General features: G+C 44.5%; 22 protein-coding genes. 10 read left to right on the top strand and 12 right to left on the bottom strand.

Annotated features, from left to right (window positions below; translation table 11 throughout):
* Positions 1-11: 11 nt before the first annotated feature.
* The 5 genes from sucA to sdhC all read right to left on the bottom strand — a co-directional run bounded on the left by sucA (position 12) and on the right by sdhC (position 6,229).
* A complete protein-coding gene (sucA, locus tag UF05_RS02280) occupies positions 12-2,837 on the bottom strand; it encodes a 2-oxoglutarate dehydrogenase E1 component (RefSeq protein WP_005496076.1) in 2,826 nt (941 codons plus the stop codon).
* 169 nt (positions 2,838-3,006) lie between these two features.
* Entirely contained in the window at positions 3,007-3,717 is a 711-nt protein-coding gene (locus UF05_RS02285; RefSeq protein ID WP_020840249.1) for a succinate dehydrogenase iron-sulfur subunit, read from the bottom strand.
* 14 nt (positions 3,718-3,731) lie between these two features.
* A complete protein-coding gene (sdhA, locus tag UF05_RS02290; RefSeq protein ID WP_005455465.1) occupies positions 3,732-5,498 on the bottom strand; it encodes a succinate dehydrogenase flavoprotein subunit in 1,767 nt (588 codons plus the stop codon).
* Positions 5,499-5,843: a succinate dehydrogenase, hydrophobic membrane anchor protein gene (gene sdhD / locus UF05_RS02295; RefSeq protein WP_005455480.1), complete on the bottom strand. Its 345-nt coding sequence runs from the start codon at positions 5,841-5,843 to the stop codon at positions 5,499-5,501. It abuts the gene before it with no gap.
* The gene (gene sdhC / locus UF05_RS02300) at positions 5,837-6,229 is read right to left on the bottom strand and encodes a succinate dehydrogenase cytochrome b556 subunit (RefSeq protein ID WP_045546193.1); all 393 of its coding nucleotides are present in this window, start codon (positions 6,227-6,229) and stop codon (positions 5,837-5,839) included. Before sdhC ends, sdhD begins: the two co-directional genes overlap by 7 nt.
* Positions 6,230-6,624: 395 nt before the next feature.
* Here sdhC and UF05_RS02305 point away from each other — a divergent pair, with 395 nt between their 5' ends.
* A complete protein-coding gene (locus UF05_RS02305) occupies positions 6,625-7,914 on the top strand; it encodes a citrate synthase (RefSeq protein WP_005455487.1) in 1,290 nt (429 codons plus the stop codon).
* Positions 7,915-7,996: 82 nt separating this feature from the next.
* Here UF05_RS02305 and UF05_RS02310 read toward each other — a convergent pair whose 3' ends face one another.
* Positions 7,997-8,755 carry a Nif3-like dinuclear metal center hexameric protein gene (locus UF05_RS02310; RefSeq protein WP_045546194.1) on the bottom strand — a complete coding sequence of 253 codons (759 nt, stop codon included), beginning with the start codon at positions 8,753-8,755 and terminating at the stop codon, positions 7,997-7,999.
* Between the two features lie 137 nt (positions 8,756-8,892).
* Here UF05_RS02310 and UF05_RS02315 point away from each other — a divergent pair, with 137 nt between their 5' ends.
* The gene (locus UF05_RS02315; protein ID WP_045546195.1) at positions 8,893-9,663 is read left to right on the top strand and encodes a DUF1853 family protein; all 771 of its coding nucleotides are present in this window, start codon (positions 8,893-8,895) and stop codon (positions 9,661-9,663) included.
* 64 nt (positions 9,664-9,727) lie between these two features.
* Here the strand turns inward: UF05_RS02315 and pgm are convergent, their stop codons facing one another.
* Together pgm and seqA are read right to left on the bottom strand one after the other, a co-directional pair.
* Positions 9,728-11,374: a phosphoglucomutase (alpha-D-glucose-1,6-bisphosphate-dependent) gene (pgm, locus tag UF05_RS02320; RefSeq protein WP_020840247.1), complete on the bottom strand. Its 1,647-nt coding sequence runs from the start codon at positions 11,372-11,374 to the stop codon at positions 9,728-9,730.
* 94 nt (positions 11,375-11,468) lie between these two features.
* Positions 11,469-12,011, bottom strand: a complete 543-nt coding sequence (gene seqA, locus UF05_RS02325; protein WP_005489857.1) for a replication initiation negative regulator SeqA — start codon at positions 12,009-12,011, stop codon at positions 11,469-11,471.
* Between the two features lie 92 nt (positions 12,012-12,103).
* On the opposite strand from seqA, the gene UF05_RS02330 reads away from it, so the two are divergent.
* The 3 genes from UF05_RS02330 to fldA all read left to right on the top strand — a co-directional run bounded on the left by UF05_RS02330 (position 12,104) and on the right by fldA (position 13,787).
* The gene (locus tag UF05_RS02330; protein ID WP_005496087.1) at positions 12,104-12,871 is read left to right on the top strand and encodes an alpha/beta fold hydrolase; all 768 of its coding nucleotides are present in this window, start codon (positions 12,104-12,106) and stop codon (positions 12,869-12,871) included.
* Positions 12,872-12,983: 112 nt separating this feature from the next.
* The gene (locus UF05_RS02335) at positions 12,984-13,205 is read left to right on the top strand and encodes a DUF2788 domain-containing protein (RefSeq protein WP_005461613.1); all 222 of its coding nucleotides are present in this window, start codon (positions 12,984-12,986) and stop codon (positions 13,203-13,205) included.
* A 48-nt stretch (positions 13,206-13,253) separates the two neighbouring features.
* The gene (fldA, locus tag UF05_RS02340; protein ID WP_005489824.1) at positions 13,254-13,787 is read left to right on the top strand and encodes a flavodoxin FldA; all 534 of its coding nucleotides are present in this window, start codon (positions 13,254-13,256) and stop codon (positions 13,785-13,787) included.
* A 50-nt stretch (positions 13,788-13,837) separates the two neighbouring features.
* Here the strand turns inward: fldA and UF05_RS02345 are convergent, their stop codons facing one another.
* Positions 13,838-14,341, bottom strand: coding sequence for a DUF4442 domain-containing protein (locus tag UF05_RS02345; RefSeq protein ID WP_021453870.1), 504 nt, complete (start codon positions 14,339-14,341; stop codon positions 13,838-13,840).
* A gap of 199 nt (positions 14,342-14,540) precedes the next feature.
* On the opposite strand from UF05_RS02345, the gene fcrX reads away from it, so the two are divergent.
* On the top strand, positions 14,541-14,990 hold the full coding sequence (gene fcrX, locus UF05_RS02350) for a ferric iron uptake transcriptional regulator FcrX (RefSeq protein ID WP_005489847.1): 450 nt from the start codon (positions 14,541-14,543) through the stop codon (positions 14,988-14,990).
* A 125-nt stretch (positions 14,991-15,115) separates the two neighbouring features.
* On the opposite strand, the gene glnS is transcribed toward fcrX, so the two are convergent.
* Positions 15,116-16,786 (bottom strand): glutamine--tRNA ligase, encoded by a 1,671-nt coding sequence (gene glnS, locus UF05_RS02355; RefSeq protein ID WP_031850049.1) that lies wholly within the window; start codon positions 16,784-16,786, stop codon positions 15,116-15,118.
* Between the two features lie 235 nt (positions 16,787-17,021).
* Entirely contained in the window at positions 17,022-18,593 is a 1,572-nt protein-coding gene (gene nagE / locus UF05_RS02360; RefSeq protein ID WP_005454584.1) for an N-acetylglucosamine-specific PTS transporter subunit IIBC, read from the bottom strand.
* Positions 18,594-19,082: 489 nt separating this feature from the next.
* Here nagE and nagA point away from each other — a divergent pair, with 489 nt between their 5' ends.
* The 4 genes from nagA (at position 19,083) to asnB (ending at position 25,014) form a co-directional block, all read left to right on the top strand.
* Positions 19,083-20,219, top strand: a complete 1,137-nt coding sequence (nagA, locus tag UF05_RS02365; protein ID WP_005496091.1) for an N-acetylglucosamine-6-phosphate deacetylase — start codon at positions 19,083-19,085, stop codon at positions 20,217-20,219.
* 2 nt (positions 20,220-20,221) lie between these two features.
* Positions 20,222-21,436, top strand: a complete 1,215-nt coding sequence (nagC, locus tag UF05_RS02370) for a DNA-binding transcriptional regulator NagC (RefSeq protein ID WP_005454586.1) — start codon at positions 20,222-20,224, stop codon at positions 21,434-21,436.
* An 81-nt stretch (positions 21,437-21,517) separates the two neighbouring features.
* Positions 21,518-23,107: a cation:proton antiporter family protein gene (locus UF05_RS02375; RefSeq protein WP_005454558.1), complete on the top strand. Its 1,590-nt coding sequence runs from the start codon at positions 21,518-21,520 to the stop codon at positions 23,105-23,107.
* Positions 23,108-23,349: 242 nt separating this feature from the next.
* Positions 23,350-25,014 carry an asparagine synthase B gene (asnB, locus tag UF05_RS02380; protein ID WP_005454564.1) on the top strand — a complete coding sequence of 555 codons (1,665 nt, stop codon included), beginning with the start codon at positions 23,350-23,352 and terminating at the stop codon, positions 25,012-25,014.
* A gap of 115 nt (positions 25,015-25,129) precedes the next feature.
* Here asnB and rfaH read toward each other — a convergent pair whose 3' ends face one another.
* Positions 25,130-25,630 (bottom strand): transcription/translation regulatory transformer protein RfaH, encoded by a 501-nt coding sequence (gene rfaH / locus UF05_RS02385; RefSeq protein WP_005454588.1) that lies wholly within the window; start codon positions 25,628-25,630, stop codon positions 25,130-25,132.
* Positions 25,631-25,745: the final 115 nt, after the last annotated feature.

The raw sequence follows: 25,745 nt of genomic DNA on the forward strand, positions 1-25,745 counted from the left end.
ACTTCTAGTTCTTAGTCCGAAGTTTTTGAGTTCACGTTCAGAGCGTCTTCAACCAACGCTTTTTGTTGTTTCAAGTGCACCGACATGTAGCCAACTGCTGGCGAAGCAGAAGCTGGGCGACCTGCGTATTTAAGATCTGCACCTGCAGGAATAGCGGCACGGAAGTTATGTTGACTACAGTACCAAGCACCTTGGTTCTGAGGCTCTTCCTGACACCACACGAAGTCTTCAACGTTAGTGTATTGAGCAATAGCCGCTTGTACTTCTTCCATTGGGAATGGGTAAAGCTGCTCAATACGCACGATTGCTACGTCTTCTTGCTCGTTGTTGCGACGCTGCTCAAGAAGGTCGAAATACACCTTACCCGAACAGAACACGACGCGTTTTACTTTGCTTGGCTCCAAGTTATCCACTTCAGGGATCGCTGCTTGGAACGTACCTTCTGCAAGGTCTTCTAGAGTCGAAGTACAAAGAGGATGACGAAGCAATGATTTAGGAGACATTACAATCAATGGTCGACGCATTGGGCGTACTACTTGACGACGAATCATGTGGTACACCTGAGCTGGCGTTGACGGAACAACGACCTGCATGTTTTGCTCAGCACACAATTGAAGGTAACGCTCTAGACGAGCAGATGAGTGCTCCGGACCTTGGCCTTCGTAACCATGAGGCAGAAGCATCGTCAGGCCGCACAAACGTCCCCACTTTTGCTCACCAGACGAAATGAATTGGTCAATAACCACTTGTGCGCCGTTAGCGAAGTCACCAAACTGCGCTTCCCAAATGGTCAAACCGCCAGGTTCAGCTGTTGCATAACCGTACTCAAATGCAAGAACAGCTTCTTCCGACAACACAGAGTCAAAAACTTGGAAAGGCCCCTGCTTGTCATGGATATTCGCTAGCGGGATGTAAGTGCTTGCATCTGATTGGTTGTGAAGAACTGAGTGACGATGGAAGAAAGTACCACGACCTGAGTCCTGACCAGAAATACGGATACGCTTACCATCGTCTACCAATGTCGCGTAAGCCAATGTTTCAGCCATCCCCCAGTCAATAGCCTTCTCACCTGTCATCATTGCTAAGCGATCGTTGTACAGCTTGTTTACTCGGCTTTGCAGCTTGTGGCTTTCCGGGTACTGACATAAACGATTACCTAGCTCGACAAGGCGTTGCTTATCGTAGGTCGATTCCCATTGCATATCCCACTCGTGTCCCAAGTAAGGAGACCAGTCTACAGAATGCAATGCCATCGGACGCCACTCTTTCACCACGACTTCACCGCGGTCAAGTGCATCACGATACTCGTTCACCAACTGCGTTGCAGTTTCAATATCCGACTCATTCTTATCAATCAGAACATCGGCGTACAGTTTACGAGGAGTTGGGTGCTTTTTGATTTTTTGGTACATCAACGGCTGAGTCGCGTTCGGTTCATCCGCTTCGTTGTGACCATGACGACGGTAACAAACCAAATCAATCACGACATCACGTTTGAACTCGTTGCGGTAATCCAATGCAATGCGAGTAACAAAAGCAACCGCTTCTGGATCATCGGCGTTAACGTGGAAAATCGGCGCCTGAACCATCTTAGCGATGTCAGTACAATACATGGTTGATCGAGTGTCACGCGGGTTAGACGTTGTAAAGCCAACCTGGTTGTTTACAACAATACGAACCGTACCGCCAACGCAGAAACCACGAGCAAGAGACATGTTGAACGTTTCAGCCACTACACCTTGGCCAGCAATCGCAGAGTCACCATGAATAGTGATAGGAAGAACTTTGCTGCCGTGGTTGTCACCCAAACGGTCTTGACGTGCACGCACTGAACCGATAACCACTGGGTTTACGATTTCTAAGTGAGATGGGTTAAACGCAAGCGCTAAGTGAACATCGCCACCAGGAGTTGCGAAGTCTGCAGAGAAACCTTGGTGGTATTTAACGTCACCGGTACCCCACGTTTCATCGTGCTTACCCGCGAACTCATCAAATAGATCTTGTGGTTTCTTACCCAGTACGTTCACCAGCATGTTCAAACGACCACGGTGAGCCATACCAATAACCACTTCACGCATGCCACTCTTACCCGCATGACGAATCAGTTCTTTCGTCATTGGGATAAGCGCATCACCACCTTCTAGAGAGAATCGCTTCGCACCAGGGAATTTTGCGCCTAAATAACGCTCAAGGCCTTCCGCTGCAGTCAACTCTTCAAGGAACGTGCGTTTTTCATCTTGGTTGAATGATGGCTGGCCTACGACAGACTCAAGACGTTGTTGGATCCAACGCTTTTGCTCTGTGTCAGTCATGTGCATGTATTCAGCACCGATGGAACCGCAGTAAGTTTTCTTGAGGGCTGCGTAGATGTCTTTCAACTTCATGGTTTCTTGCCCAACAGCAAAAGAACCTACGTTGAAAGTTTCTTCGAAGTCGTCTTCGGTAAGATTATGAAATGCTGGGTCTAGCTCCGCCACAGGTGGACGTTGCCACAGACCTAGTGGATCCAATTCTGCAGCCTCGTGTCCGCGGAAGCGGTATGCGTTGATAAGCTGTAGAACTTTTACTTGTTTTGCATCGACATCTGGATCACTAACTTGGACATTGTAATGCTTTGTTTCTCTAGCGAGTCGTCGGAAGTAGTCACGGACACGTGAATGCGGCTGTTCTGCCACTTCTTCTGATGGCTTAGGCAAGCCCTCAAAAACACGTTTCCACTCCTCACTTACCAGATCGGGATCACTTAGATACAGTTCGTAGAGGTCCTCTACATACGTTGCATTGGCGCCAGCCAAGTGTGAAGACTCGAGCCATGCCTTCATCACGCCGTTGTGCATATTTTCCCTTAACCAGTAGTTTTCACGTTTGCTTCGGTCTTACGCCGAGCTAATAAAAGCCGACCGAAATAGCCGGCAATTTTAGTATCCTTTTACTCGTGCTTGAAGGCTGCAGCAAAGTCAGTACGTTGCGTGCTCACTTTACTGCAACTTTATGGCTTGCGAGTAATTAAACCGAGCGATTCACCAGCATCGACTTAATGTGACCGATGGCTTTCGTCGGATTTAGTCCCTTAGGACAAACACTTACACAATTCATGATGCCATGGCAACGAAAAACGCTAAATGCATCATCAAGATCAGACAAACGTTCATCTGTTGCCGTATCTCGGCTATCAATCAACCAGCGGTAAGCCGCAAGTAGGCCTGCAGGGCCAATAAACTTATCTGGGTTCCACCAGAATGACGGACAAGAAGTTGTACAACATGCACACATGATACATTCGTACAATCCATCTAAATGCGCACGCTCATCTGGAGATTGCAGGTTCTCGCGTGATGGCGGTAGAGCACCGTCATCAATTAAGAAAGGCTTAACTTTCGCATAGTTATCATAGAACTGCGTCATGTCAACGATAAGATCGCGCACTACAGGTAGACCCGGTAGAGGACGAATGACGATCTTGTCACCTTGTAGAGCCGATAATGGAGTGATACATGCCAGACCATTTTTGCCGTTCATGTTCAAACCATCAGAACCACACACACCTTCACGACAAGAACGACGGAATGCGATGCTTGGATCTTGCTCTTTTAGCAGAATCAATGCATCAAGCACCATCATGTCTGAGCCTTCGTCTACGTCAAGTGTGTACTCTTTCATGTAAGGCTTAGTATCTACGTCCGGGTTGTAACGGTACAAAGAGAAGTTCAGTTTCATAATCATATCCTCCCTTAGTATGTACGTACTTTCGGTGGGAACGCGTCACGGTGTACTGGCGTCATGTTTACATCACGCTTAGTCATCGCTTCGGTTTCCGGGTTGTAGATAGAGTGGCATAGCCAGTTCTCATCATCACGCTCAGGGAAGTCGAAGCGAGCATGAGCACCACGGCTTTCTGTACGGTAGTTTGCTGCAACTGCTGTTGAGAACGCGGTTTCCATCAGGTTATCTAGTTCTAGACACTCAATACGTTGCGTGTTGAACTCAGAAGATTTGTCGGCTAAATGAGCATCTTTCAGACGTTCACGAATTACCTTCAACTCTTCTAGGCCCGTCGCCATTGCATCACCTTCGCGGAATACCGAGAAACTGTTTTGCATACAGCGTTGTAGGTCTTTACGGATTTGTACTGGATCTTCGCCACCAGTGCTATTTTCCCAACGCATAGTGCGCGCTAGAGAAGCTTCGATGTCTGATTCAGTTGCAGGGCGAGCTTCAACTTGAGCAGCAAGAGTCTCACCTAGGTGTAGGCCTGTTGCACGACCAAATACCACCAAGTCTAGTAGTGAGTTACCACCTAGACGGTTTGCACCGTGTACAGATACAGAAGCAATTTCACCACAAGCGTATAGACCTTGAACTTCCGCTTCGCTGCCATCCGCAAGTTGCTTAATCGCTTGACCAGAAACTTGAGTCGGAACACCACCCATCATGTAGTGACAAGTTGGAATTACTGGAATTGGTTCTTTCACTGGATCAACGTGTGCGAATGTACGAGACAGTTCACAGATACCTGGCAGACGTGATTCAAGTACTTCTTTGCCAAGGTGATCAAGTTTCAACTTGATATGTGGACCCCAAGGGCCATCACAACCGCGGCCTTCACGGATTTCAATCATCATAGAGCGAGCAACAACGTCGCGACCAGCAAGGTCTTTCGCGTTTGGAGCGTAACGTTCCATAAAGCGTTCGCCGTCTTTGTTTAGAAGGTAACCACCTTCACCACGACAGCCTTCTGTCACAAGAACACCCGCGCCAGCAATACCCGTTGGGTGGAACTGCCACATTTCCATGTCTTGCATTGGAACACCTGCACGAAGTGCCATACCAACGCCATCACCCGTGTTGATGTGCGCGTTAGTTGTCGATGCGTAAATACGACCTGCACCACCAGTAGCTAGAATTGTTGCTTTCGATTTGAAGTAACAGATTTCACCCGTTTCCATACAGATCGCAGTACAACCCATGATTGCGCCATCTTGGTTTTTCACAAGATCCAAAGCGTACCATTCAGAAAAGATGGTTGTCTTATGTTTGACGTTTTGTTGGTAAAGCGTATGAAGAAGAGCGTGACCTGTACGGTCTGCAGCAGCTGCTGTGCGCGCCGCCTGCTCACCACCAAACTCTTTTGACTGACCGCCGAATGGACGTTGGTAGATGGTACCGTTATCAAAACGAGAGAATGGAAGACCCATTTTTTCTAGCTCGATAACTGACTCAGGACCATTTTTACACATGTATTCAATCGCGTTCTGGTCACCAATGTAATCAGAACCTTTTACTGTGTCGTACATGTGCCATTGCCAATCGTCCTTATGCGAGTTACCAAGCGCAACTGTGATACCGCCTTGAGCAGATACAGTATGAGAACGGGTTGGGAATACTTTAGACAACAAAGCACAAGAAAGGCCTTGTTCCGAAATTTGTAGTGCAGCGCGCATACCTGCACCACCAGCGCCGATTACTACGGCATCAAACTCACGAACTGGAATAGACACTTACGCACCCCACAGAATAAATAGACCAGAGAAGACATAACCGAATAAAACGGCAATCACACCAAGTTGAAGTGCTCCACGAAGTTTCGCGCACTTAATGTAGTCGGTGAACACTTGCCACATACCGATCCATGCATGAATCAGAACAGATGCAAGCGCCAACATGGTGAAGACTTTAGTGAAAGTACCACCAAAGAATTGGGTCCATGATGCGTAAGAGATATCTGAAAATGCACAGAAGCTAACCAGATAAATCGTATATAGCGTCATAATGATGGCTGTTGCACGAATCAGTAGGAAATCGTGTACACCATTACGACCAAATGAAGATACGTGTTTTACCATACTAAGATCCCCGCCAATAGTGATAATACTGCAGTTGCACCAAAGGCAACTTTCGCGCTCATCACGCCTGAATCTAGTTCTTCAAAATGACCTAGATCCATCAGCAAATGGCGAATACCACCAGCGATGTGGTAGGCAAGTGCAGTCAGGATACCCCACAGGATGAATTTTACGAAGAAGCCATCAACGATATCTGCAGCTTCCATAAAACCCATAGGGGATGACAGAGAAATGGACAGTAACCAAAGTAATATACCCACCGCAACAAACGTAATTACCCCAGACACACGGTGCAGGATCGATGCGATTGCTGTGATAGGAAAGCGAATGGTCTGTAAATCTAAATTAACAGGTCTTGACTTTCTTTCTTTCACGGGCTTGCTCACTCAGCTCCATTGAGCATTTATTGTTATAACCAATTTCAGCTTCCAAACGTACAAAAGTTAACATTTGATTAACAAATTACCGCAATAAGCTCAGAGATAATTGTAAACACTTTGTTAACAACCGGAGTCCACAAACAAACCTCACTTTTGTTTCTAGCCCCGAATTTATAAGGATTTAACTAAAATTTTCTTTGCCAATATACGGCGAGCAACATTCTAATACAATTGGTGTAACAAATTATGCTACATAGAACAGATTTTTAACGATTTTCATGAGAAAAATCATAACAAGTGCACACAAAGATGGAGAAAAATTGACTTTAAGCTTTAACAACAGTACAAAAATGGCACATAAACATCCTGGACGGATTAAATAATAAACAAAGGAGATTGTTATGGCGGATAAGAAAGCGACCCTTCATGTTGAAGGTCAAGCGCCAATCGAACTGCCAATTATGGACGGTACGCTAGGTACACCTGTAATTGACGTTCGTAAACTGGGAGCCAATGGTTACTTTACTTTTGACCCAGGTTTTCTTGCCACTGCATCTTGTGAATCATCAATCACTTACATCGATGGCGGCAAAGGCATTCTTTTGCACCGCGGTTACCCGATTGATCAATTAGCCAATAACGCAGATTACCTAGAAGTATGTTACATCCTTCTTTACGGTGAAGCCCCTACCCGAGAACAATACGAGCAATTCAAAACGACTGTTACTCGTCACACAATGGTACACGAGCAAATCGCAAGCTTCTTCCATGGCTTCCGTCGTGATGCTCACCCCATGGCAGTAATGTGTGGTGTGGTTGGTGCTCTTGCAGCCTTCTACCACGATTCACTTGATATCAATAACGACGAGCACCGCGAAATTGCGGCTTATCGTCTGCTATCTAAAATGCCAACTCTGGCTGCAATGTGTTTCAAATACTCTGTTGGTCAGCCATTTATCTACCCACGCAACGATTTGAGCTACGCGGAAAACTTCCTACACATGATGTTTGCTAACCCATGTGAAGAGTATGAAGTGAACCCTGTTGTTGCTCGTGCGATGGATAAAATCTTCACACTTCACGCAGATCACGAGCAAAACGCGTCGACATCAACAGTCCGTTTAGCAGGTTCTTCTGGTGCAAACCCATTCGCATGTATTGCCGCTGGTATCGCATCACTTTGGGGCCCAGCTCACGGTGGCGCAAACGAAGCATGTCTGAAGATGCTAGAAGAAATCGGCAGCGTGGATAACATTCCAGAATACGTGGAACGTGCGAAAGACAAAGATGACCCATTCCGTTTGATGGGCTTCGGTCACCGTGTTTACAAGAACTACGATCCACGAGCGACCGTAATGCGTGAAACATGTCACGAAGTTCTAAAAGAGCTGAACATTAAAGATCCTCTGCTGGATGTAGCAATGGAACTTGAGCGTATCGCTCTTTCTGACGAATACTTTGTTTCTAAGAAACTGTACCCGAACGTAGATTTCTATTCAGGTATCATTCTGAAAGCGATCGGTATTCCTGTATCAATGTTTACGGTTATCTTCGCGATTTCTCGTACTATTGGTTGGATTGCCCACTGGAACGAGATGCACAGCGACCCACTAAACCGTATCGGTCGTCCACGTCAGCTTTACAAAGGCGAAACGCAACGTGAATTTTCGCCGCTTCATGAGCGAGAATAATCGTTACTAGAGTTATCAGATAAACAAAAGGGTTGAGATGTAAGTCTCAACCCTTTTTTAGTTTTAACGATAAAAATACTCGCTACACTGGATTATCAATATCCACAAACTCGACATCTAAACCGTATTCATCGGCTAACCACTTACCAAGTGCTTTGATGCCATAACGCTCTGTTGCATGGTGACCCGCAGCAAAATAGTGGATGTCCATCTCACGAGCGGTGTAAGTTGTTCGCTCCGAAATTTCGCCAGAAATGAATGCATCTAATCCATGCTGAACCGCAAGTTCAATGAAATCTTGTCCACCGCCAGTACACCAACCAACGGTTTCGATCATTTTCTCCGCATTATCTGGAGCGATATGTAGAGGCTCTCGATTAAGTGCTTGGTTGATCTTTCTCGCAAATTGAGAACCAGTCATCGGTTTTTTCAAGCGTCCAAATAGGGCAACAGACTGCGGATGCCCTTCTAACCCACCGTCGATTTCAATATCAAGAAGACGAGCAAGCTCTGCGTTGTTGCCAAGTTCAGGATGAATGTCAAGCGGTAGATGGTAGCCGTACAGATTAATGTCACTTTTAATTAGGCTACGAATGCGCTTACCTTTCATACCGCGAATGGGTTCGGGCTCCCCTTTCCAAAAATAACCATGGTGGACCAATAACGCATCGGCTCTGAGTTCAATCGCTTTATCAATTAATGCTTGAGAAGCGGTTACTCCAGTAACAACGCGCTTGATCTGTGGACAGCCTTCAACCTGTAATCCATTTGGCGCGTAATCTTTAATTAACTCGGGCGAGAGTTTGCTGTTGAGAATCTTTTCTAACTGTAAATTATTCATTATCACTTCCAATTTCGAGCGAGTACCTCAAAGTGTATATCGAACTATGACACTGATGCTAGCTACCCTATTCTACTAACCAAATTTAGTTACAATAACGAGGCTCGCGGTTTTATCAACATCACTAAGGAATCAGGATGAATCAACTGCAACGTCTTTATCAATGGATCACCTCTTCTCCTCCTCTTTTTCAGTTGCTCCCTCCTTTTGCTACATTGGAAGACTTATCGATTAAACCTCTGGATGAATCTGAAGAGTACCAAGGGAACCCGAGACTGGGTTTTTTGTATCAGCATTTATGTACCGCTGCACTTGCGAATTCAGAACAATATGAAATTGTTGCAGAAGAAATTCAACTCAACGATAGCGACGGAAAAACCATTGGTGCGATAGATCTCATACTCAAAAATAGAACATTGGACCAACTAGAACATTGGGAAGTAGCGATTAAGTTTTATCTTTTACATGAAGGTGTTTGGTATGGCCCAAACGCGCACGATCAATTGCATACAAAACTGGATAGAATGCTCTCCCACCAATTGAAAATGAGCGAAAGGCCTGAATTTAGAAAAATGCTTCCTCTGGTTCAGTCTCCAAAGGAACGCTTGTTGATGCAAGGGCGACTTTACATCAATCCATTTTCTAATGAAGTACCGCCGAAAGAGTGCTTAGGTTTTGCTCTCAATCCAAGCCAAATCAGTGGATATTGGTGTTATCAAAGCCAATGGAGTTTGATCAATAAACCGCTTTACCACTTAAGCAAACCCCACTGGGCTATCGGTACGGATGATTTTTCTCAGCCGATTGAAAAACCAATGGAGCGATTTGAGCATGCACAAACAGCAGATGGCGAGTTCTGGTTTATCGTGCCAGATAATTGGCCACAAAATCCAAAGGCTCATAAATAGAGAGTTAACGACGAGTTGTAAAAAAGGCGACTATCTGGTCGCCTTTTTGTCAGAGTAGGTTTAATTACAAACCTGCAGCTGCAAATACTTGATTCACAATCTCTTGTGCTTCAGCTTCAATTTGTTTTAGGTGTTCTTCACCCTTGAAGCTTTCACAATAGATTTTGTAGATGTCTTCCGTACCCGATGGACGAGCAGCAAACCAACCATTTTCAGTCGTCACTTTCAATCCGCCAATCGCCGCACCGTTACCAGGAGCGTGTGTTAGACGCGCCGTAATCGGATCACCTGCCAGTGTTTCTGCTGCAACCATTTCTGGCGACAGTTTCTTCAACACATCTTTTTGAGGTCCATTCGCTACCGCTTGAATACGATTGTACTTAGACTCACCGTGTTTAGCGGCAAGCTCTTCGTAGTACTCTTGTGGGTTTTTACCCGTTACCGCAGTAATCTCTGCCGCTAACAAACATAGTAAGATGCCGTCTTTGTCTGTTGACCATGGTGTTCCATCTTTACGTAGGAAAGAGGCACCAGCGCTCTCTTCACCACCAAAACCAAACTTGCCAGTGTAAAGGCCATCGACAAACCACTTGAAGCCGACAGGCACTTCACACAGTTCACGACCCAAATCGGCTACTACTCGGTCGATAAGTGCACTTGAAACCAGCGTCTTACCAACCGCAACATCTGTACCCCACGCATCACGATGACGGTATAGGTAGTCGATACAAACCGCTAAGAAATGGTTCGGGTTCATCAAACCTTTCGGCGTCACGATACCATGACGGTCATAGTCTGGATCATTACCAAACGCAAGATCGTATTCATCTTTCAGGGCTAGCAGACCAGCCATTGCGTATGGAGAAGAACAGTCCATACGAACCACGCCGTCCTTATCAAGCGACATGAACTGGAATGATGGGTCAATCGCTTCGCTGACCAAGGTCAGATCTAAGTTGTATGCTTGGCCGATTTGACGCCAGTAATCAATGCCGCTGCCACCAAGTGGATCCACACCAATTTTCAACTTCGATTTCTGGATCGCTTCCATATCGATAACATTTACTAAGTCATCGATGTAAGGCTTCACCAAATCCATCTCTACGAATAGCTCAGATGCTTTCGCTTCTGCTAGCGCTAGACGCTTCACATCTTTTAGGCCACCAGCAATGATCTCGTTCGCACGATCTTCAATCGCTTGAGTTAATTCTGCTTCTGCTGGACCGCCATGTGTTGGATTGTACTTAATACCGCCATCTTGTGGTGGATTATGAGACGGTGTGATAACGATGCCATCCGCTTTCTCATCATGCTTTAGATTGTAAGTTAAGATAGCGTGAGAAATGCCAGGTGTTGGTGTGTAGCCATTATCCTGCTGTACGATGACTTTTACACCATTCGCAATCAAAACTTCGATTACGCTTGAAAACGCAGGTTCTGACAACGCGTGGGTATCTTTGCCCACAAACAACGGCCCTGTAGTCCCCTGCTTGGCACGTACTTCTGCAACTGCTTGTGCGATAGCAAGAATGTGGTTTTCATTAAAAGTTTGCTTGTCTGCTGTGCCACGGTGACCAGAAGTACCGAATTGAACCTTATGTTCCGCATTATTAGCATCAGGCTGAAGTAAGAAGTAGTTAGCAACTAACGCTGGAATATTATGGAGATCTTCCTGCTGCGCTTTTTGCCCAGCACGAGGGTGCATAGCCATGTTTGACATCCTTTCTTTTAAAAATAATAAAATTACAAAAAAGCCTCATAATATCCGCTAACTGCGACGCATTATGAGGCTTCTATCAGGTTTCTTAGATTGAACCTGTTACTTTTTCTATCAAGTCAGGTTGGAACTCCATGTGCGTCATCACTTGTTCAACCATTTGTCTCTTACGACTGGTATTGTTGTTTGTGATAACCCAAAACGGCGTACCTGGAATGGCTTTAGGCTTGGTGGTGTTACCATTGGCCAGTAAGGTTTCTTCATTGTCTGCAAAGTAAACGCGTTTGCGTCCCTTTACGTTTGTCGCTTGTGCGAAGCCTTCTGGATTTAACTTATGTAAGGTCGATAGTACTAACATAAAGCGATCAATCGCTTTTTTTAGACCGGCAAACTCATCAGAAATTAGCAGCGAACGCATCTCTTTCACTACATCAATAGATTCTGCTTTGCCCGCATCTTTACTTACTACAATCCCTTGTGGCTTCTCTACTGCTGGTGCCGATTCTGCTACCTGCAACTGACCATCAAGGTTTAAAAGGCGTCGCAAAATATCCGAGGCGCTTTCACCGATATGCTTAGTTTGGCTAGCAATGTAACGGTATAGATCCTCATCAACCTCAATTGTTTTCATTCGCTTTTCACATTCTCAATGTTTAAACTCTGGGGGATTATAACGAGATCCTTTCGGATACTCCACGTTAAACCCATCACGAATAAGATAAAATGTCAGCATTACTCAACTATAAGCAGGAAGGCCAAGGCCAAACAGTTGTTTTGATTCACGGATTGTTTGGTAGTTTAAGTAATCTGGGCCTATTGGCTCGTGATCTTGTTGAAGATCACTCAGTGATCAGTATCGACCTACGCAATCACGGTCTCTCTTTCCACTCTGATACTCATAACTACACTGACATGGCACAAGATGTCGCGACGCTTCTTCAGCACTTAAACGTTGAGCCATCGATAATCGTCGGCCATTCAATGGGCGGTAAAGTCGCGATGAAACTCGCTGATATAGCACCAAATCTTGTGAAACAGTTGGTCGTATTGGACATGGCTCCAGTAGCTTACCAGACCAATCGTCACGACAACGTATTTGATGGTTTGCTGGCCGTTATCAAAGAAAAACCTGCGAACCGTCAACAAACGTTAGAAATCTTAGCTCAACACATTGAGATGGATGGCGTTAGACAATTTCTCTCAAAATCTCTGTTTAAAAATGAAGACCATATGGCTTGGCGATTTAACGTCGACAGTTTATTAAGTAACTATGCTGAGATCATTGGTTGGCAAGATATTGCTCCTACCGAGATCCCGACACTCTTCATTAAAGGCGGAGATTCGGACTACTTAATGCCAGAGCACCAACCGTCAGTACAACGACAATTCAAACAAGCTAAAGCACACATTATTGCCAACACAGGCCATTGGTTACACGCAGAAAAACCTGCTGAAGTGATGCGAGTGATCCGGAAATACATTTCGAGTTAACAAATTCGAAAAGCAACAATAGATTATTGAAATAACCCTCCTTGTAGTGCATTAACAATACTGTGTAACAGTGGTATAGTGCGCCCAAGATTTTTCGGCATGAAGGACTAAAATGCTTTACGACTATATGGATATGCTCGAGTCTATTGGGCTCGATCTTCTTTTTGCTGCTATCTTCTTTTTCATCGGGATGGCAATAAAAGATGTGCTAAAGCAAGGCAATGTACCTGTTTTTGGTCGTCGTATTGTATGGTTAGTCCTTTTCCTAGGCTGTGCTGGCTTTATTGCAAAAGGTATTATTCAGCTCACTTGGGAAGGCTCGGGGTTAGGTTAAACCCTCAGTACCATTGCCCATAACAAACAATGTAAAGGTATAGACTCTATGGCAAGTGTAGGTATCTTCTTCGGTAGCGACACAGGTAATACTGAAGCCGTTGCAAAGATGATTCAAAAGCAACTAGGCAAACATCTAGTTCACGTTCAAGACATCGCGAAAAGCAGCAAAGAAGACATTGATAACTTTGATCTTCTTCTTCTAGGTATCCCTACTTGGTACTACGGTGAAGCACAATGTGATTGGGATGATTTCTTCCCTGAACTTGAGCAGATCGATTTCTCTACTAAGCTAGTGGCTATCTTCGGCTGTGGCGACCAAGAAGACTACGCAGAATACTTCTGCGATGCGATGGGTACAGTGCGTGACATCGTTGAGTCTAAAGGCGGCACAATTCTTGGTCATACTTCAACTGAAGGCTACGAGTTTGAAGCTTCAAAAGCACTTGTTGAAGGCGACGACAGCCAATTCGTAGGTCTGTGTATTGATGAAGACCGTCAACCTGAGTTGACTGACCAACGCGTCGAAAACTGGGTTAAGCAGATTTACGAAGAAATGTGCCTAGCTGAGCTAGAAGGCTAAGTAAGTATTAAAAAAGACCTCCGATTGGAGGTCTTTTTTATAACATTAAATTAAGGCGCTTCCGTTACCGCCTCTTCTTCTCGATATTGAGGCTTCTTTCTCACATATAACTTGCGCTGAACTTCAGATACCACATTCCCTTGTTTGTCTTTTACATGTGTAATGAATTCAGGAAAGCACTTTTCGCCGTTTCGAGTCATCTGATAGATCTCGTCTAGCATACCATCCGTGATCTCAAACTCAGCAAACAAATCGCTTTGTCCTGGCTTGATAAAGTTGATGCTCGCCTCTTTATCCCACACGTAATACTCTTCACGTAGAATACCCATCAACATGAGAGAGTAAATGGGATCTGTTAAGGAAAAAATACTGCCTCCATACTGTGTACGATTGGCATTTTTGTTCCACCAGCGAAGTTTCAAACGAACTTTAACCGTTCGGAAGTCTTCAGAAATATGTAAGATTTTAATTCCGGCCCCCCAAAATGGTGGCCATACATTCAACGCAAACTTCACAATCCCTGGTTTATAAATCTTCGCGAGTCGCTTATTCATTGCAGTCCGTGCCCTCTCTAAGCTCATGTTACAAAATTGTAACTGGTCAGATCTGTAATATAATCGACCCATTTCCAATTTACAAAAAGATTCTATTAACCCTTTGAAGTTCGTGGTTTAATGTTTTTAGCGCTTCGCCTATAATGGTAGGAATATTGAATTCTGTTAAATCGCTGCAGATGATCCAACGGGAAAGTATATGTCAGATAATAATCAGGCGCTGAAGGATGCGGGTCTAAAAGTTACCCTTCCAAGGCTAAAAATTCTAGAAGTACTTCAGCAGCCAGACTGCCAGCACATCAGTGCTGAAGATTTGTACAAAAAGCTGATTGATCTAGGTGAAGAGATAGGTCTAGCAACTGTTTATCGCGTTCTAAACCAATTCGACGATGCAGGTATTGTTACTCGTCACCACTTTGAAGGTGGCAAGTCAGTCTTCGAATTGTCAACTCAACATCACCACGACCACCTAGTGTGTCTAGACTGTGGTGAGGTAATTGAGTTTTCTGACGACATCATTGAAGAGCGCCAACGCGAAATAGCAGCTAAGTACAATGTGACGCTAACAAACCACAGCTTATACCTATACGGTAAATGCAGTGACGGTGGCTGCAAAGAAAACCCAGATGCGCACAAACCTGCAAAGTAATTTGCTTGTAGATTAAAAATAAACGCCAGTTAAAGCTGGCGTTTTTTGTATCTGTACTTTTTTGCTTAATCCAAAAACAAAAATGCCAGCAATTGCTGGCATTTTTCTATAGGTAACGATTGAGATTATTGGTTCTCAATTTTCGCCCATGTATCACGTAGGCCAACCGTGCGGTTGAACACTAGGTTATCTGCAGTTGAATCTTTAGAATCCGCACAGAAGTAACCCATACGCTCGAACTGGTAGCCTTGCTCTGCTTCTGCAGATACCAGGCTCGGCTCAACGAAGCCGTTGATCACAACGAGTGAATCAGGGTTAATGGTTGAAGCGAAGTCTTCTGCTGCTGCTGGATTTGGAACAGTGAACAAACGATCGTATAGACGAATTTCTGCTGGTAGCGCTTTATCCGCAGATACCCAGTGAATTACGCCTTTAACTTTACGACCATCTGCTGGGTTTTTGCCTAGCGTTTCAGGATCGTAAGTACAGTAAATCGTTGTGATGTTGCCTTCCGCGTCTTTTTCAATACGCTCAGCTTTGATCACGTAAGCACCACGTAAACGAACTTCTTTACCAAGAACTAGACGCTTGTACTTTTTGTTCGCTTCTTCACGGAAATCTTCACGCTCGATCCAAACTTCACGAGTAAACGGTACTTCACGCTCACCCATTTCAGGTTTATTTGGATGGTTAGCCAGCGTTAGATTTTCTACAGTGCCCTCTTCAAAGTTCTCGATAACAACTTTAACAGGGTCCAACACAGCCATCGCACGAGGTGCATTTTCGTTTAGGTCGTCACGAATACAAGATTCAAGCGAGCTAAACTCGATCATGTTTTCTTGCTTCGTTACGCCGATACGCTTACAGAATTCACGGATTGACGCAGGTGTGAAACCACGACGACGTAAACCAGATACTGTTGGCATACGAGGATCATCCCAACCGTTAACCAATTTTTCGGTTACTAGTTGGTTTAGCTTACGCTTAGACATCACTGTGTATTCTAGATTTAGACGACTGAACTCGTATTGATGAGGACGACAATCAATTGTGATGTTGTCTAGTACCCAGTCGTACAAACGACGATTGTCCATGAACTCTAGCGTACAGATAGAGTGTGTAATGCCTTCTAGCGCATCAGAGATACAGTGTGTGAAGTCGTACATTGGGTAAATGCACCACTTATCACCCGTTTGATGGTGAGTAGCAAAACGTACACGGTATAGCACTGGATCACGCATAACCATGAATGACGAACCCATATCGATCTTCGCACGAAGACACGCTTTACCTTCTTCAAATTCACCTGCGCGCATTTTTTCAAATAGCGCTAAGTTTTCTTCAACAGAACGGTCGCGGTATGGGCTTGGCTTACCTGGCTCTTTTAGCGTGCCACGGTACTCACGAATCTGCTCTGGACTTAGCTCATCTACGTACGCTAAGCCTTTGTTAATCAATTCAATTGCATATTCGTAAAGCTTGTCGAAGTAGTTTGATGAGTAACATACTTCACCATCCCACTCGAAGCCTAACCAGTTTACATCTTTCTTGATAGACTCAACGTATTCGATGTCTTCTTTTTCAGGGTTTGTATCGTCGAAACGTAAGTTACATTGACCCTGGTAGTCCTGAGCAATACCGAAGTTCAAACAGATAGACTTAGCATGACCGATGTGCAGATAGCCATTTGGCTCCGGCGGGAATCGAGTATGCACGCTAGTGTGTTTGCCATCCGCTAGATCCTTATCAATGATCTGGCGAATAAAGTTTGATGGACGAGCATCAGCTTCACTCATCTATAGCACCTCAAAAATATAAGTATTGTCAGAGAAAACGGAACTCTGTATCCGATATGGTTTTACAGAGTGCATTGTTTCTAATGATCCACAATTCTAAGCCATTAGACAACAAGAACTCGCGCTAAAACGGCAATATTTATCGAGTTCGCGTGAATGCACAGCAGATTCAAAGCACTAAAACAAAAAAAGACCTCCCGAAGGAGGTCTCTAATCAAATATCAGTTCGATGTAATTATGGTAGTTTTACATTCGATAGGTCTTCGTTTGCGCCGATTGCTTTCATTTCACCAGCAACGATTTCTGCTAGAGGACCAAGGATAACTTGAAGGTTGTTTTCACCTAGTTTAACAACACCTTTCGCACCTAGTTTCTTCAACACTTCTTCATCAGCTACTGAACGATCTTTCAGAGTTAGACGTAGACGAGTGATACATGCGTCAATTGAAGTTAGGTTGTCATGACCACCTAGCGCTTTTAGGTATTGACGAGCTAGGTCACCACTTTTTGCTTCACCTGCTGGTGCTGCTGCTTGGCTATCATCATCTTCACGACCTGGCGATTTTAGGTTAAACGCGCGGATTGCAAAGCTGAATGTGAAGAAGTAAAGAGCACCGAAGCCAAGACCAACTGCACCTAGTAGTAGAGGTTTAGTTGCTAGACCGTAGTTCAACAAGTAGTCAATTAGACCAGCAGAGAATGTGAAGCCGTGTAGCGTACCAAGCATGTTAGCAACAACTAGCGATAGACCAGTGAACACTGCGTGAATCGCGTATAGAGCAGGAGCTAGGAATACGAACATGAACTCTAGAGGCTCTGTGATACCAGTTAGGAATGAACAGAATGCAACAGAGAACAATGCACCACCAACTTGGCTACGTTTCTCAACAGGAGCCGCTAGGTACATAGCAAGTGCTGCACCTGGTAGACCAAACATCATTACTGGGAAGAAACCGTTCATGAATACACCAGCGCTCTTATCACCACCGAAGAAACGGTGTAGGTCACCAGATTTAACTGTTTCAGTTACTTCTTTAACAGTTGCTGTAATTTCTGGAGTTACTGAGTTAGCGAATTCAAATGTGTGAGTTTGACCTGCAACAAGAGTCTTAGCTAGAGCTGGGTCAACACAAAGTTGTTGTAGTGCAGGAAGAGCTTGACCAGCAGCTGTTGCGCCAGAAACTAGCACTTCTTGACAAGAACCCATACCAAACCAGAAGAAAGAGTTCAGTACGTGGTGTAGACCTACAGGAATTAGAGCACGGTTAAGCGTACCATATACAAACTGACCGATTGCGCCAGAAGTAGAGATACCGTGAGCAAGTGCATCTAGACCACCTTGGATTGTTGGCCATACAATACCTGAAACAGCACCAGCAACTAGGGCGAACAAACCAGCCATAATTGGCACTAGGCGCTTACCAGAGAAGAATGCTAGCCACTCAGGAAGGCGTGTAGCATGGAAAGCGTTGTAAGAATGGCCAGCAATGATACCTGCGATGATACCACCGAAGAATGACATGTTAACTGACGCATCGATTGTTGACGCTGTCGCAGTAAGTACGAAGTACGCAACCGCACCAGCAAGACCTGCAGCACCTTGACCGTCTTTTGATAAGCCGATCGCGATACCTAGACCAAATAACAATGGAAGGTTAGAGAAGATTGAGTTACCGGCTTGTGCCATAAACGCGATGTCAAATACATCAGGTTGGCCCAAGCGCAGTAACAAGCCTGCGATTGGCAAAGTCGCGATAGGAAGCATAAGAGCTTTACCTAACTTCTGCGCGTATCCGAGAATATTCACCTTAAGTTCCCCCTATAGGATTCGATGTTATGTTGAATGACTTATTTCAGTCGTTCAATTTAGTCATCGTCAGTTTATGACATTAATTTTGCTCCGCAAATTAAAAGCTCATTGTTTGTGATCATAATCACCACAATTTGCCCTTTCGAAAGGTTTTTGCTAGCGAGATCATAAAACTTATTTTATTATACGAAAAAATGGCGTTTTAAAGATAATATTCTCGCACTTTATGCAAGGCAGAATCAGTGTTATTTTGGTATCTCGGCGGGTAATTCTTAGTAACTTTGCTCTGAAAAAGAATCATAAAAAACAATTCATTTATTATTTTTCAGTTAGTTACTCTGACAATGACATCGATAAAACGCAACTTGCTGTATGTGACTCGTTATCTAATTCAGTGATACAAACTAAGTACCCACATGACTCATTCAGTCGCCGATTAGATAACGATACAGAAATTGAATTCTCATCTATAAGGACTAGCTGACTATGTACGCGCTAAGTAACTGTAAAATCTATACCGGTAGTGATGTTCTTACCGATCATGCGGTCATCGTTGAAAACGATCTAATTCAATCCATTGTGCCCGTTGCTGAACTACCGAAAGGCATTGAAGTAAAAGATCTGAATGGAGCTAACTTAAGTCCTGGTTTTATCGACCTGCAACTGAACGGTTGTGGCGGCGTCATGTTGAACGATGCTATCACAGCAGAAACGATGCAAATCATGCACGAAGCAAACCTAAAGTCGGGTTGTACCAGCTTCCTTCCTACGCTGATCACTTCTTCTGATGAAGATATGCGCGCGGCAATCTCCGCAGCTCGCGAATATCACAAAAAATACCAAAACCAATCGCTTGGCTTACATCTTGAAGGCCCATACCTTAACGTCGCGAAAAAAGGTATTCATAGCGTTGACTTCATCCGTCCATCCGATGACGGCATGATTGACCTTATTTGCTCAAATGCAGACATAATTGCCAAAGTAACTCTTGCACCAGAGCAGAACGACCCTGAACATATCGCACGCCTAAAAGCTGCAGGTATTGTGGTTTCAATCGGTCACACAAACGCGACCTATGCTGAAGCTCGTAAAGGGTTTGAGGCTGGTATTACTTTTGCCACTCATCTATTCAATGCGATGACTCCTATGGTTGGTCGTGAGCCAGGAGTGGTTGGTGCTATTTACGATACACCAGAGATCTACGCAGGCATCATTGCTGACGGCTTCCACGTAGACTACGCAAACATTCGAATTGCTCATAAAATCAAAGGTGAAAAGCTTGTTTTGGTGACCGATGCCACAGCTCCGGCAGGTGCTAACATTGATCACTTTATTTTTGTCGGTAAGAAAGTATATTACCGAGATGGTAAGTGTGTTGATGAAAACGGCACACTAGGCGGCTCAGCTCTGACTATGATTGAAGCAGTTCAGAACACAGTTGAGCACGCAGGTATCGCTTTAGAAGAAGCTCTACGAATGGCTACACTGTACCCAGCGACAGCAATTGGCGTTGAGGACCGTCTCGGCCGTATTCGAAAAGGCATGGTTGCAAACCTAACTATTTTCGATCGTGACTTCAACGTTAAAGCGACGGTTGTTAACGGACAATACGAGCAAAATTAAGCATGAATGGCGGACAGATTGGTAATGTAGATTTAGTAAAACAGCTTAACAGCGCTGCGGTATACAGGCTGATTGATCAGCAAGGTCCTATCTCCCGAATTCAAGTCGCGGATGTTAGCCAGCTTGCTCCAGCGAGTGTTACCAAAATCACCCGTCAACTATTGGAACGCGGCCTCATTAAAGAGGTCGCCCAACAAGCTTCAACAGGTGGTCGTCGAGCAATCTCATTGACCACTGAAGTGAAGCCTTTTCACTCTATCGCCGTTCGTTTGGGTCGAGACTACGTTCAATTCTGTCTCTATGACTTAGGCGGCACTGCACTGGCAGAAGATCAACACGAACTTCACTACACCAACCAAGCCGATTTGATCGCAGGTCTTATTGATTTATTAAAAGACTTCGTAAGTCGTTGCCAAGATAAAATTGACCAGTTGATTGCTATCGGTATTACGTTACCAGGCCTAGTTAACCCTACGACAGGCGTCGTTGAGTACATGCCAAATACGGATATTGATAACCTTGCGCTTGGTGAAATTATCCGAGAGAAGTTCAATACGGCTTGCTTTGTCGGTAACGACGTCCGTGGTATGGCACTTGCAGAACATTATTTTGGTGCTAGCCAAGATTGCCAAGACTCTATCTTAGTCAGTGTACACCGCGGTACTGGCGCAGGTATCATTGTTAACGGCCAAGTGTTTCTAGGTTTTAACCGTAACGTAGGTGAAATTGGCCACATTCAAATTGACCCTCTTGGTGAGCAATGCCAATGCGGCAACTTTGGCTGTCTTGAAACGGTTGCTGCTAACCCAGCGATCATCCAACGCGTTAAACAGCTCATAGCACAAGGCTATGAGTCTAGCTTAACGCAATTGGAGCACATTACGATTGAAGATGTATGCACTCATGCTATGAACGGTGATGAGCTCGCGAAACAGAGCTTAGTACGTGTTGGTAACCAGTTGGGTAAAGCCATCGCTATCACCATCAACTTGTTTAACCCACAAAAAATCGTGATTGCAGGTGACATCACCGCTGCACAAGACATTGTTTTCCCTGCAATTCAAAGAAATGTAGAAAACCAGTCACTGAAAACATTCCATAACGATCTTCCAATTGTGGCTTCTCACATTGATAAGCAGCCAACAATGGGCGCTTTCGCCATGATAAAACGAGCGATGTTAAATGGCGTTTTGTTACAAAAGTTACTAGAAGACTAAGTTTATACAACTAATTGAGTTACAATCTCGGGCTGTGTTTTCACAGCCCGTTTTCGTATATCAGGAATCTAGCTCAACAGTATGGAAATTATTCTAATTACAACGGCTTTTTTAGCAGGCTTCATCGCGCTCAAATGCAGCCTTCCCCCTCTAGTCGGTTTTCTACTAGCGGGTTTTGGCTTACATGCCTTTGGCTATCAAAGTAATGACGTTATTGTCACTCTGGCTGATCTCGGCGTTACTCTTTTGCTTTTTACTATTGGCTTAAAGCTCGATGTAAAAACATTGCTTTCCAAAGAAATTTGGGGCGGCGCAACAGCGCACAATATTCTTTCAACCGCTTTTTTTGCCCTTGCGTTGTCAGGGCTGAAACTGCTTGGATTAACGTCCCTTGCAAGTATGGAAAGCGGGCAGATATTGCTCCTAGCCTTTGCACTTTCCTTCTCTAGCACTGTTTTCGCGGTAAAAACACTGCAGGAAAAAGGTGAACTCAACGCGACATACGCCACACTGGCCATCGGTATTTTGGTTATGCAAGATATCTTCGCGGTCGTGTTTCTGACTGTTTCAACAGGCAAAGTGCCAGAATGGTACGCCATAGGTCTATTTGCTCTTCCTCTTCTACGCCCGCTGTTTTACAAGTTATTGGATAAAGTAGGCCACGGCGAGATGTTAGTGCTGTTCGGCATTTTCTTCGCGCTTGTTGTGGGTGCCGGACTGTTTGAGTTAGTTGGAATGAAACCAGACCTTGGCGCCTTGATTCTTGGCATGATGCTCGCTGGTCACCGTAAAGCGTCAGAGTTGTCTAAATCGCTATTTAATATGAAAGAGCTCTTTCTCGTCTGCTTCTTCTTAAATATCGGCTTATCCGCATCTTTGAGTCTAACAGGTATCGCACTAGCACTATTATTCATTGTCCTTCTGCCTATTAAAGGATTGCTATACTTCCTGACCATCAACCACTTTAAGTTTCGCGTGCGTACTTCCCTTCTCGCATCTTTATCACTGTTTAACTACAGCGAATTCGGGCTCATTGTCGGTGGCCTGGCGTACAAAATGGGGTGGATGCCGAGTGACATGCTCGCAGCCATCGCTGTAGCGGTTTCACTATCCTTTATTATCTCAGCACCTCTAAATCGCTTGGGCCATAAAATTTATCAACATTCCGGAAAATGGTTACAAGAAACGGCTGCAGAGAAACTCAACCAACGTGACCAGTTGATCAACCCGGGACATGCTCAAGTACTTATTCTAGGTATGGGGCGAATTGGTACCGGTGCATATGACGAGCTACGCGCACGTTACGGCAAGATTTCTCTGGGGATTGAGATCCGTGAAGAAGCAGCGCAACAACACCGTTCAGAAGGACGTAATGTCATTTCAGGGGATGCTACCGACCCAGATTTTTGGGAACGAATCCTAGATACTGGTCACGTAAAGTTAGTTTTATTGGCAATGCCACACCATCAAGGTAATCAAACGGCACTAGAACAACTTCAGCGTAGAAACTACAAAGGGCAAATTGCCGCTATTGCAGAATATCCAGACCAACTAGAAGGTTTGTTGGAAAGTGGTGTGGACGCTGCCTTTAATATATACAGCGAAGCAGGTAGTGGTTTTGCGCGACACGTGTGCAAACAACTAGAACCTCAGTTCACTTCAATAAAATAACCCTAAAAATACGCAACAACGCTACTACCAATTAAAAGCCTTTCTATCAATAGAGAGGCTTTTTTGTTTAATTTTCATACCAAACCTTAATTCCATTCATCAAAACAACAAACAAGTTAAATATTATTTAATCAACAAGGCTTTTTGTCATTTTTTTAATCACAAAACGTTGCTTTTTTTACTCAGAATGGCAAATTGAATCCATACCGATTAGAAATTGTTTAGTTTAGAAAGGATGTTGTATGTGTTCAGTATTTGGGATTTTAGACATTAAAAGTGATGCAGCGGCACTGCGTCCTATCGCGTTAGAAATGTCGAAAAAGCTTCGTCACCGTGGCCCTGACTGGTCTGGTATCTACTCTTCAGAAAGAGCAATCCTAGCTCATGAGCGCTTGGCTATCGTTGGTTTAAATAGCGGTGCTCAACCACTATACAGCCCTGATAAAAAACTAATCCTTGCCGTTAACGGTGAGATCTACAACCACAAAGAGATTCGCGCTCGTTACGAAGGCAAGTACGAATTCCAAACAGACTCTGACTGTGAAGTTATTTTAGCGCTGTATCAAGACATGGGTGCTGATCTTCTTGAAGAGCTAAACGGCATTTTTGCTTTCGTACTGTACGATGAAGAAAAAGATGAGTACCTAGTAGGTCGTGACCATATCGGTATCATTCCACTTTACCAAGGCTACGATGAACACGGTAACTACTACGTCGCTTCCGAAATGAAAGCACTCGTACCCGTTTGTAAAACAGTCAGCGAATTCCCTCCAGGTTCGCACTACAGCTCAAAAGATGCAGAACCTCAGCGTTACTACATCCGAGACTGGAACGAATATGCCGCTGTTCAAGGTAACAGCACGAGTAAAGAAGAACTAACAGAAGCACTGGAAGCAGCGGTGAAACGTCAACTAATGACTGACGTACCATACGGCGTACTACTATCTGGTGGTCTGGATTCATCCATCACATCTGCGGTAGCAAAACGCTATGCTGCGATGCGTATTGAAGACGATGAAAAATCAGAAGCATGGTGGCCTCAACTTCACTCTTTTGCGGTTGGTCTTGAAGGCGCTCCAGACTTAAAAGCAGCACGTGAAGTGGCAGAAAAAATTGGCACCGTTCACCACGAAATGACATACACCATTCAAGAAGGTTTGGATGCTATTCGTGACGTGATTTACCACATCGAAACTTATGACGTAACAACGATTCGTGCCTCAACGCCGATGTTCCTTATGGGCCGTAAAATCAAGGCAATGGGCATTAAAATGGTGCTTTCTGGTGAAGGCGCTGATGAAATCTTCGGTGGCTACTTGTACTTCCACAAAGCGCCAAACGCAAAAGAGTTCCACGAAGAAACGGTTCGTAAACTGCTGGCTCTAAACATGTTTGACTGTGCCCGTGCGAACAAATCGTTGGCGGCATGGGGCGTTGAAGGCCGTGTACCATTCTTGGATAAAGAGTTCATTGACGTCGCAATGCGCCTAAACCCTGCAGACAAAATGTGTGGCAACGGTAAGATGGAAAAACACATTCTTCGCGAATGTTTTGAGCATTACTTACCAGACTCAATCGCTTGGCGTCAAAAAGAGCAGTTTTCTGATGGCGTAGGTTACAGCTGGATTGACACTTTGAAGGCCGTAGCAGAAGAGAAAGTGACCGATCAACAGATGGAAACGGCTCAGTACCGCTTCCCATACAACACACCAACAACTAAAGAAGGTTACGTATACCGCGAAATTTTTGAGGAGTTGTTCCCATTACCATCAGCTGCAGAATGTGTACCAGGTGGTCCTTCTGTAGCGTGTTCATCAGCGAAAGCGATTGAGTGGGATGAGTCATTCAAGAACTGTGTTGACCCTTCAGGCCGTGCAGTGCAAACCGTTCACAACGACGCTTACTAAGCAGAATTGGGCTGGAGCAGCAATCCAGCCCAATTATTTAACTTGTTGACGTTAAGATCAAAAAGAGGTGCGTGCGCACCTCTTTTTTGTGTTGGTTGTTATGAGTATTAAGCGACTACTTTAAATCTAAATCGGTGTTATCAATGCTAACTGGTACTCGCTTCGAGATCATTTGCACCAACATGATTGAACGCTTCTCTCCGTCTTGTTCTTGGAAAATGGCATCAATACCTGCAAATTGTCCGCTCTTAACACGAACCTGATCACCTGGTTTAGGCATGCATTCGGATATGTTTTTTTCTGTGCAGCATTTCTCTAGCTGCTTCAACTCAAACACAAGATCGCCTTGAACTTCTTTTGGTTGGGCACCAAATCGAACAAAGTCGACAACACCGCGCGTCGACCGAACCGACGTAAAGTTCGGGCCTTGTTCATAATCAAAACGTGCAAATACATAACAAGGAAACAACGGTTCTTCGACCTTTTGTCGCTTACCGCGCAAGATTTTTTCGACTTCTACAGTTGGGTAGAAGCACTCAACACCTTGATTTTCAAGATGCTGCTTAGCCCTTATTTGTTCTCCACGCTTACAATAAAGTAAATACCAACGTTTCATTTTATTACTAGCCAATTATATTTTTGTTTCATCCTAGCATTAAGCTAAAGGTGAGTCATGAATATTCAAATTATCCATAAGAAGAACATTATACATTGTTCGCATAACTTACACT

Source organism: Vibrio sp. S457-15, assembly GCF_000960545.1.
Classification (GTDB): Bacteria; Pseudomonadota; Gammaproteobacteria; order Enterobacterales; family Vibrionaceae; genus Vibrio; species Vibrio parahaemolyticus.

Bases quoted from the DNA above. Each gene is read 5' to 3' on its own strand.
- sdhD (WP_005455480.1), bottom strand. From the start codon at position 5,843: ATGGTAAAACACGTATCTTCATTTGGTCGTAATGGTGTACACGATTTC.
- UF05_RS02375 (WP_005454558.1), top strand. From the start codon at position 21,518: ATGGAAATTATTCTAATTACAACGGCTTTTTTAGCAGGCTTCATCGCG.
- UF05_RS02315 (WP_045546195.1), top strand. From the start codon at position 8,893: ATGAATCAACTGCAACGTCTTTATCAATGGATCACCTCTTCTCCTCCT.
- sucA (WP_005496076.1), bottom strand. From the start codon at position 2,837: ATGCACAACGGCGTGATGAAGGCATGGCTCGAGTCTTCACACTTGGCT.
- UF05_RS02330 (WP_005496087.1), top strand. From the start codon at position 12,104: ATGTCAGCATTACTCAACTATAAGCAGGAAGGCCAAGGCCAAACAGTT.
- pgm (WP_020840247.1), bottom strand. From the start codon at position 11,374: ATGGCTATGCACCCTCGTGCTGGGCAAAAAGCGCAGCAGGAAGATCTC.
- fcrX (WP_005489847.1), top strand. From the start codon at position 14,541: ATGTCAGATAATAATCAGGCGCTGAAGGATGCGGGTCTAAAAGTTACC.
- seqA (WP_005489857.1), bottom strand. From the start codon at position 12,011: ATGAAAACAATTGAGGTTGATGAGGATCTATACCGTTACATTGCTAGC.
- UF05_RS02305 (WP_005455487.1), top strand. From the start codon at position 6,625: ATGGCGGATAAGAAAGCGACCCTTCATGTTGAAGGTCAAGCGCCAATC.
- UF05_RS02335 (WP_005461613.1), top strand. From the start codon at position 12,984: ATGCTTTACGACTATATGGATATGCTCGAGTCTATTGGGCTCGATCTT.
- UF05_RS02345 (WP_021453870.1), bottom strand. From the start codon at position 14,341: ATGAATAAGCGACTCGCGAAGATTTATAAACCAGGGATTGTGAAGTTT.
- fldA (WP_005489824.1), top strand. From the start codon at position 13,254: ATGGCAAGTGTAGGTATCTTCTTCGGTAGCGACACAGGTAATACTGAA.
- UF05_RS02285 (WP_020840249.1), bottom strand. From the start codon at position 3,717: ATGAAACTGAACTTCTCTTTGTACCGTTACAACCCGGACGTAGATACT.
- asnB (WP_005454564.1), top strand. From the start codon at position 23,350: ATGTGTTCAGTATTTGGGATTTTAGACATTAAAAGTGATGCAGCGGCA.
- glnS (WP_031850049.1), bottom strand. From the start codon at position 16,786: ATGAGTGAAGCTGATGCTCGTCCATCAAACTTTATTCGCCAGATCATT.
- UF05_RS02310 (WP_045546194.1), bottom strand. From the start codon at position 8,755: ATGAATAATTTACAGTTAGAAAAGATTCTCAACAGCAAACTCTCGCCC.
- rfaH (WP_005454588.1), bottom strand. From the start codon at position 25,630: ATGAAACGTTGGTATTTACTTTATTGTAAGCGTGGAGAACAAATAAGG.
- nagC (WP_005454586.1), top strand. From the start codon at position 20,222: ATGAATGGCGGACAGATTGGTAATGTAGATTTAGTAAAACAGCTTAAC.
- nagA (WP_005496091.1), top strand. From the start codon at position 19,083: ATGTACGCGCTAAGTAACTGTAAAATCTATACCGGTAGTGATGTTCTT.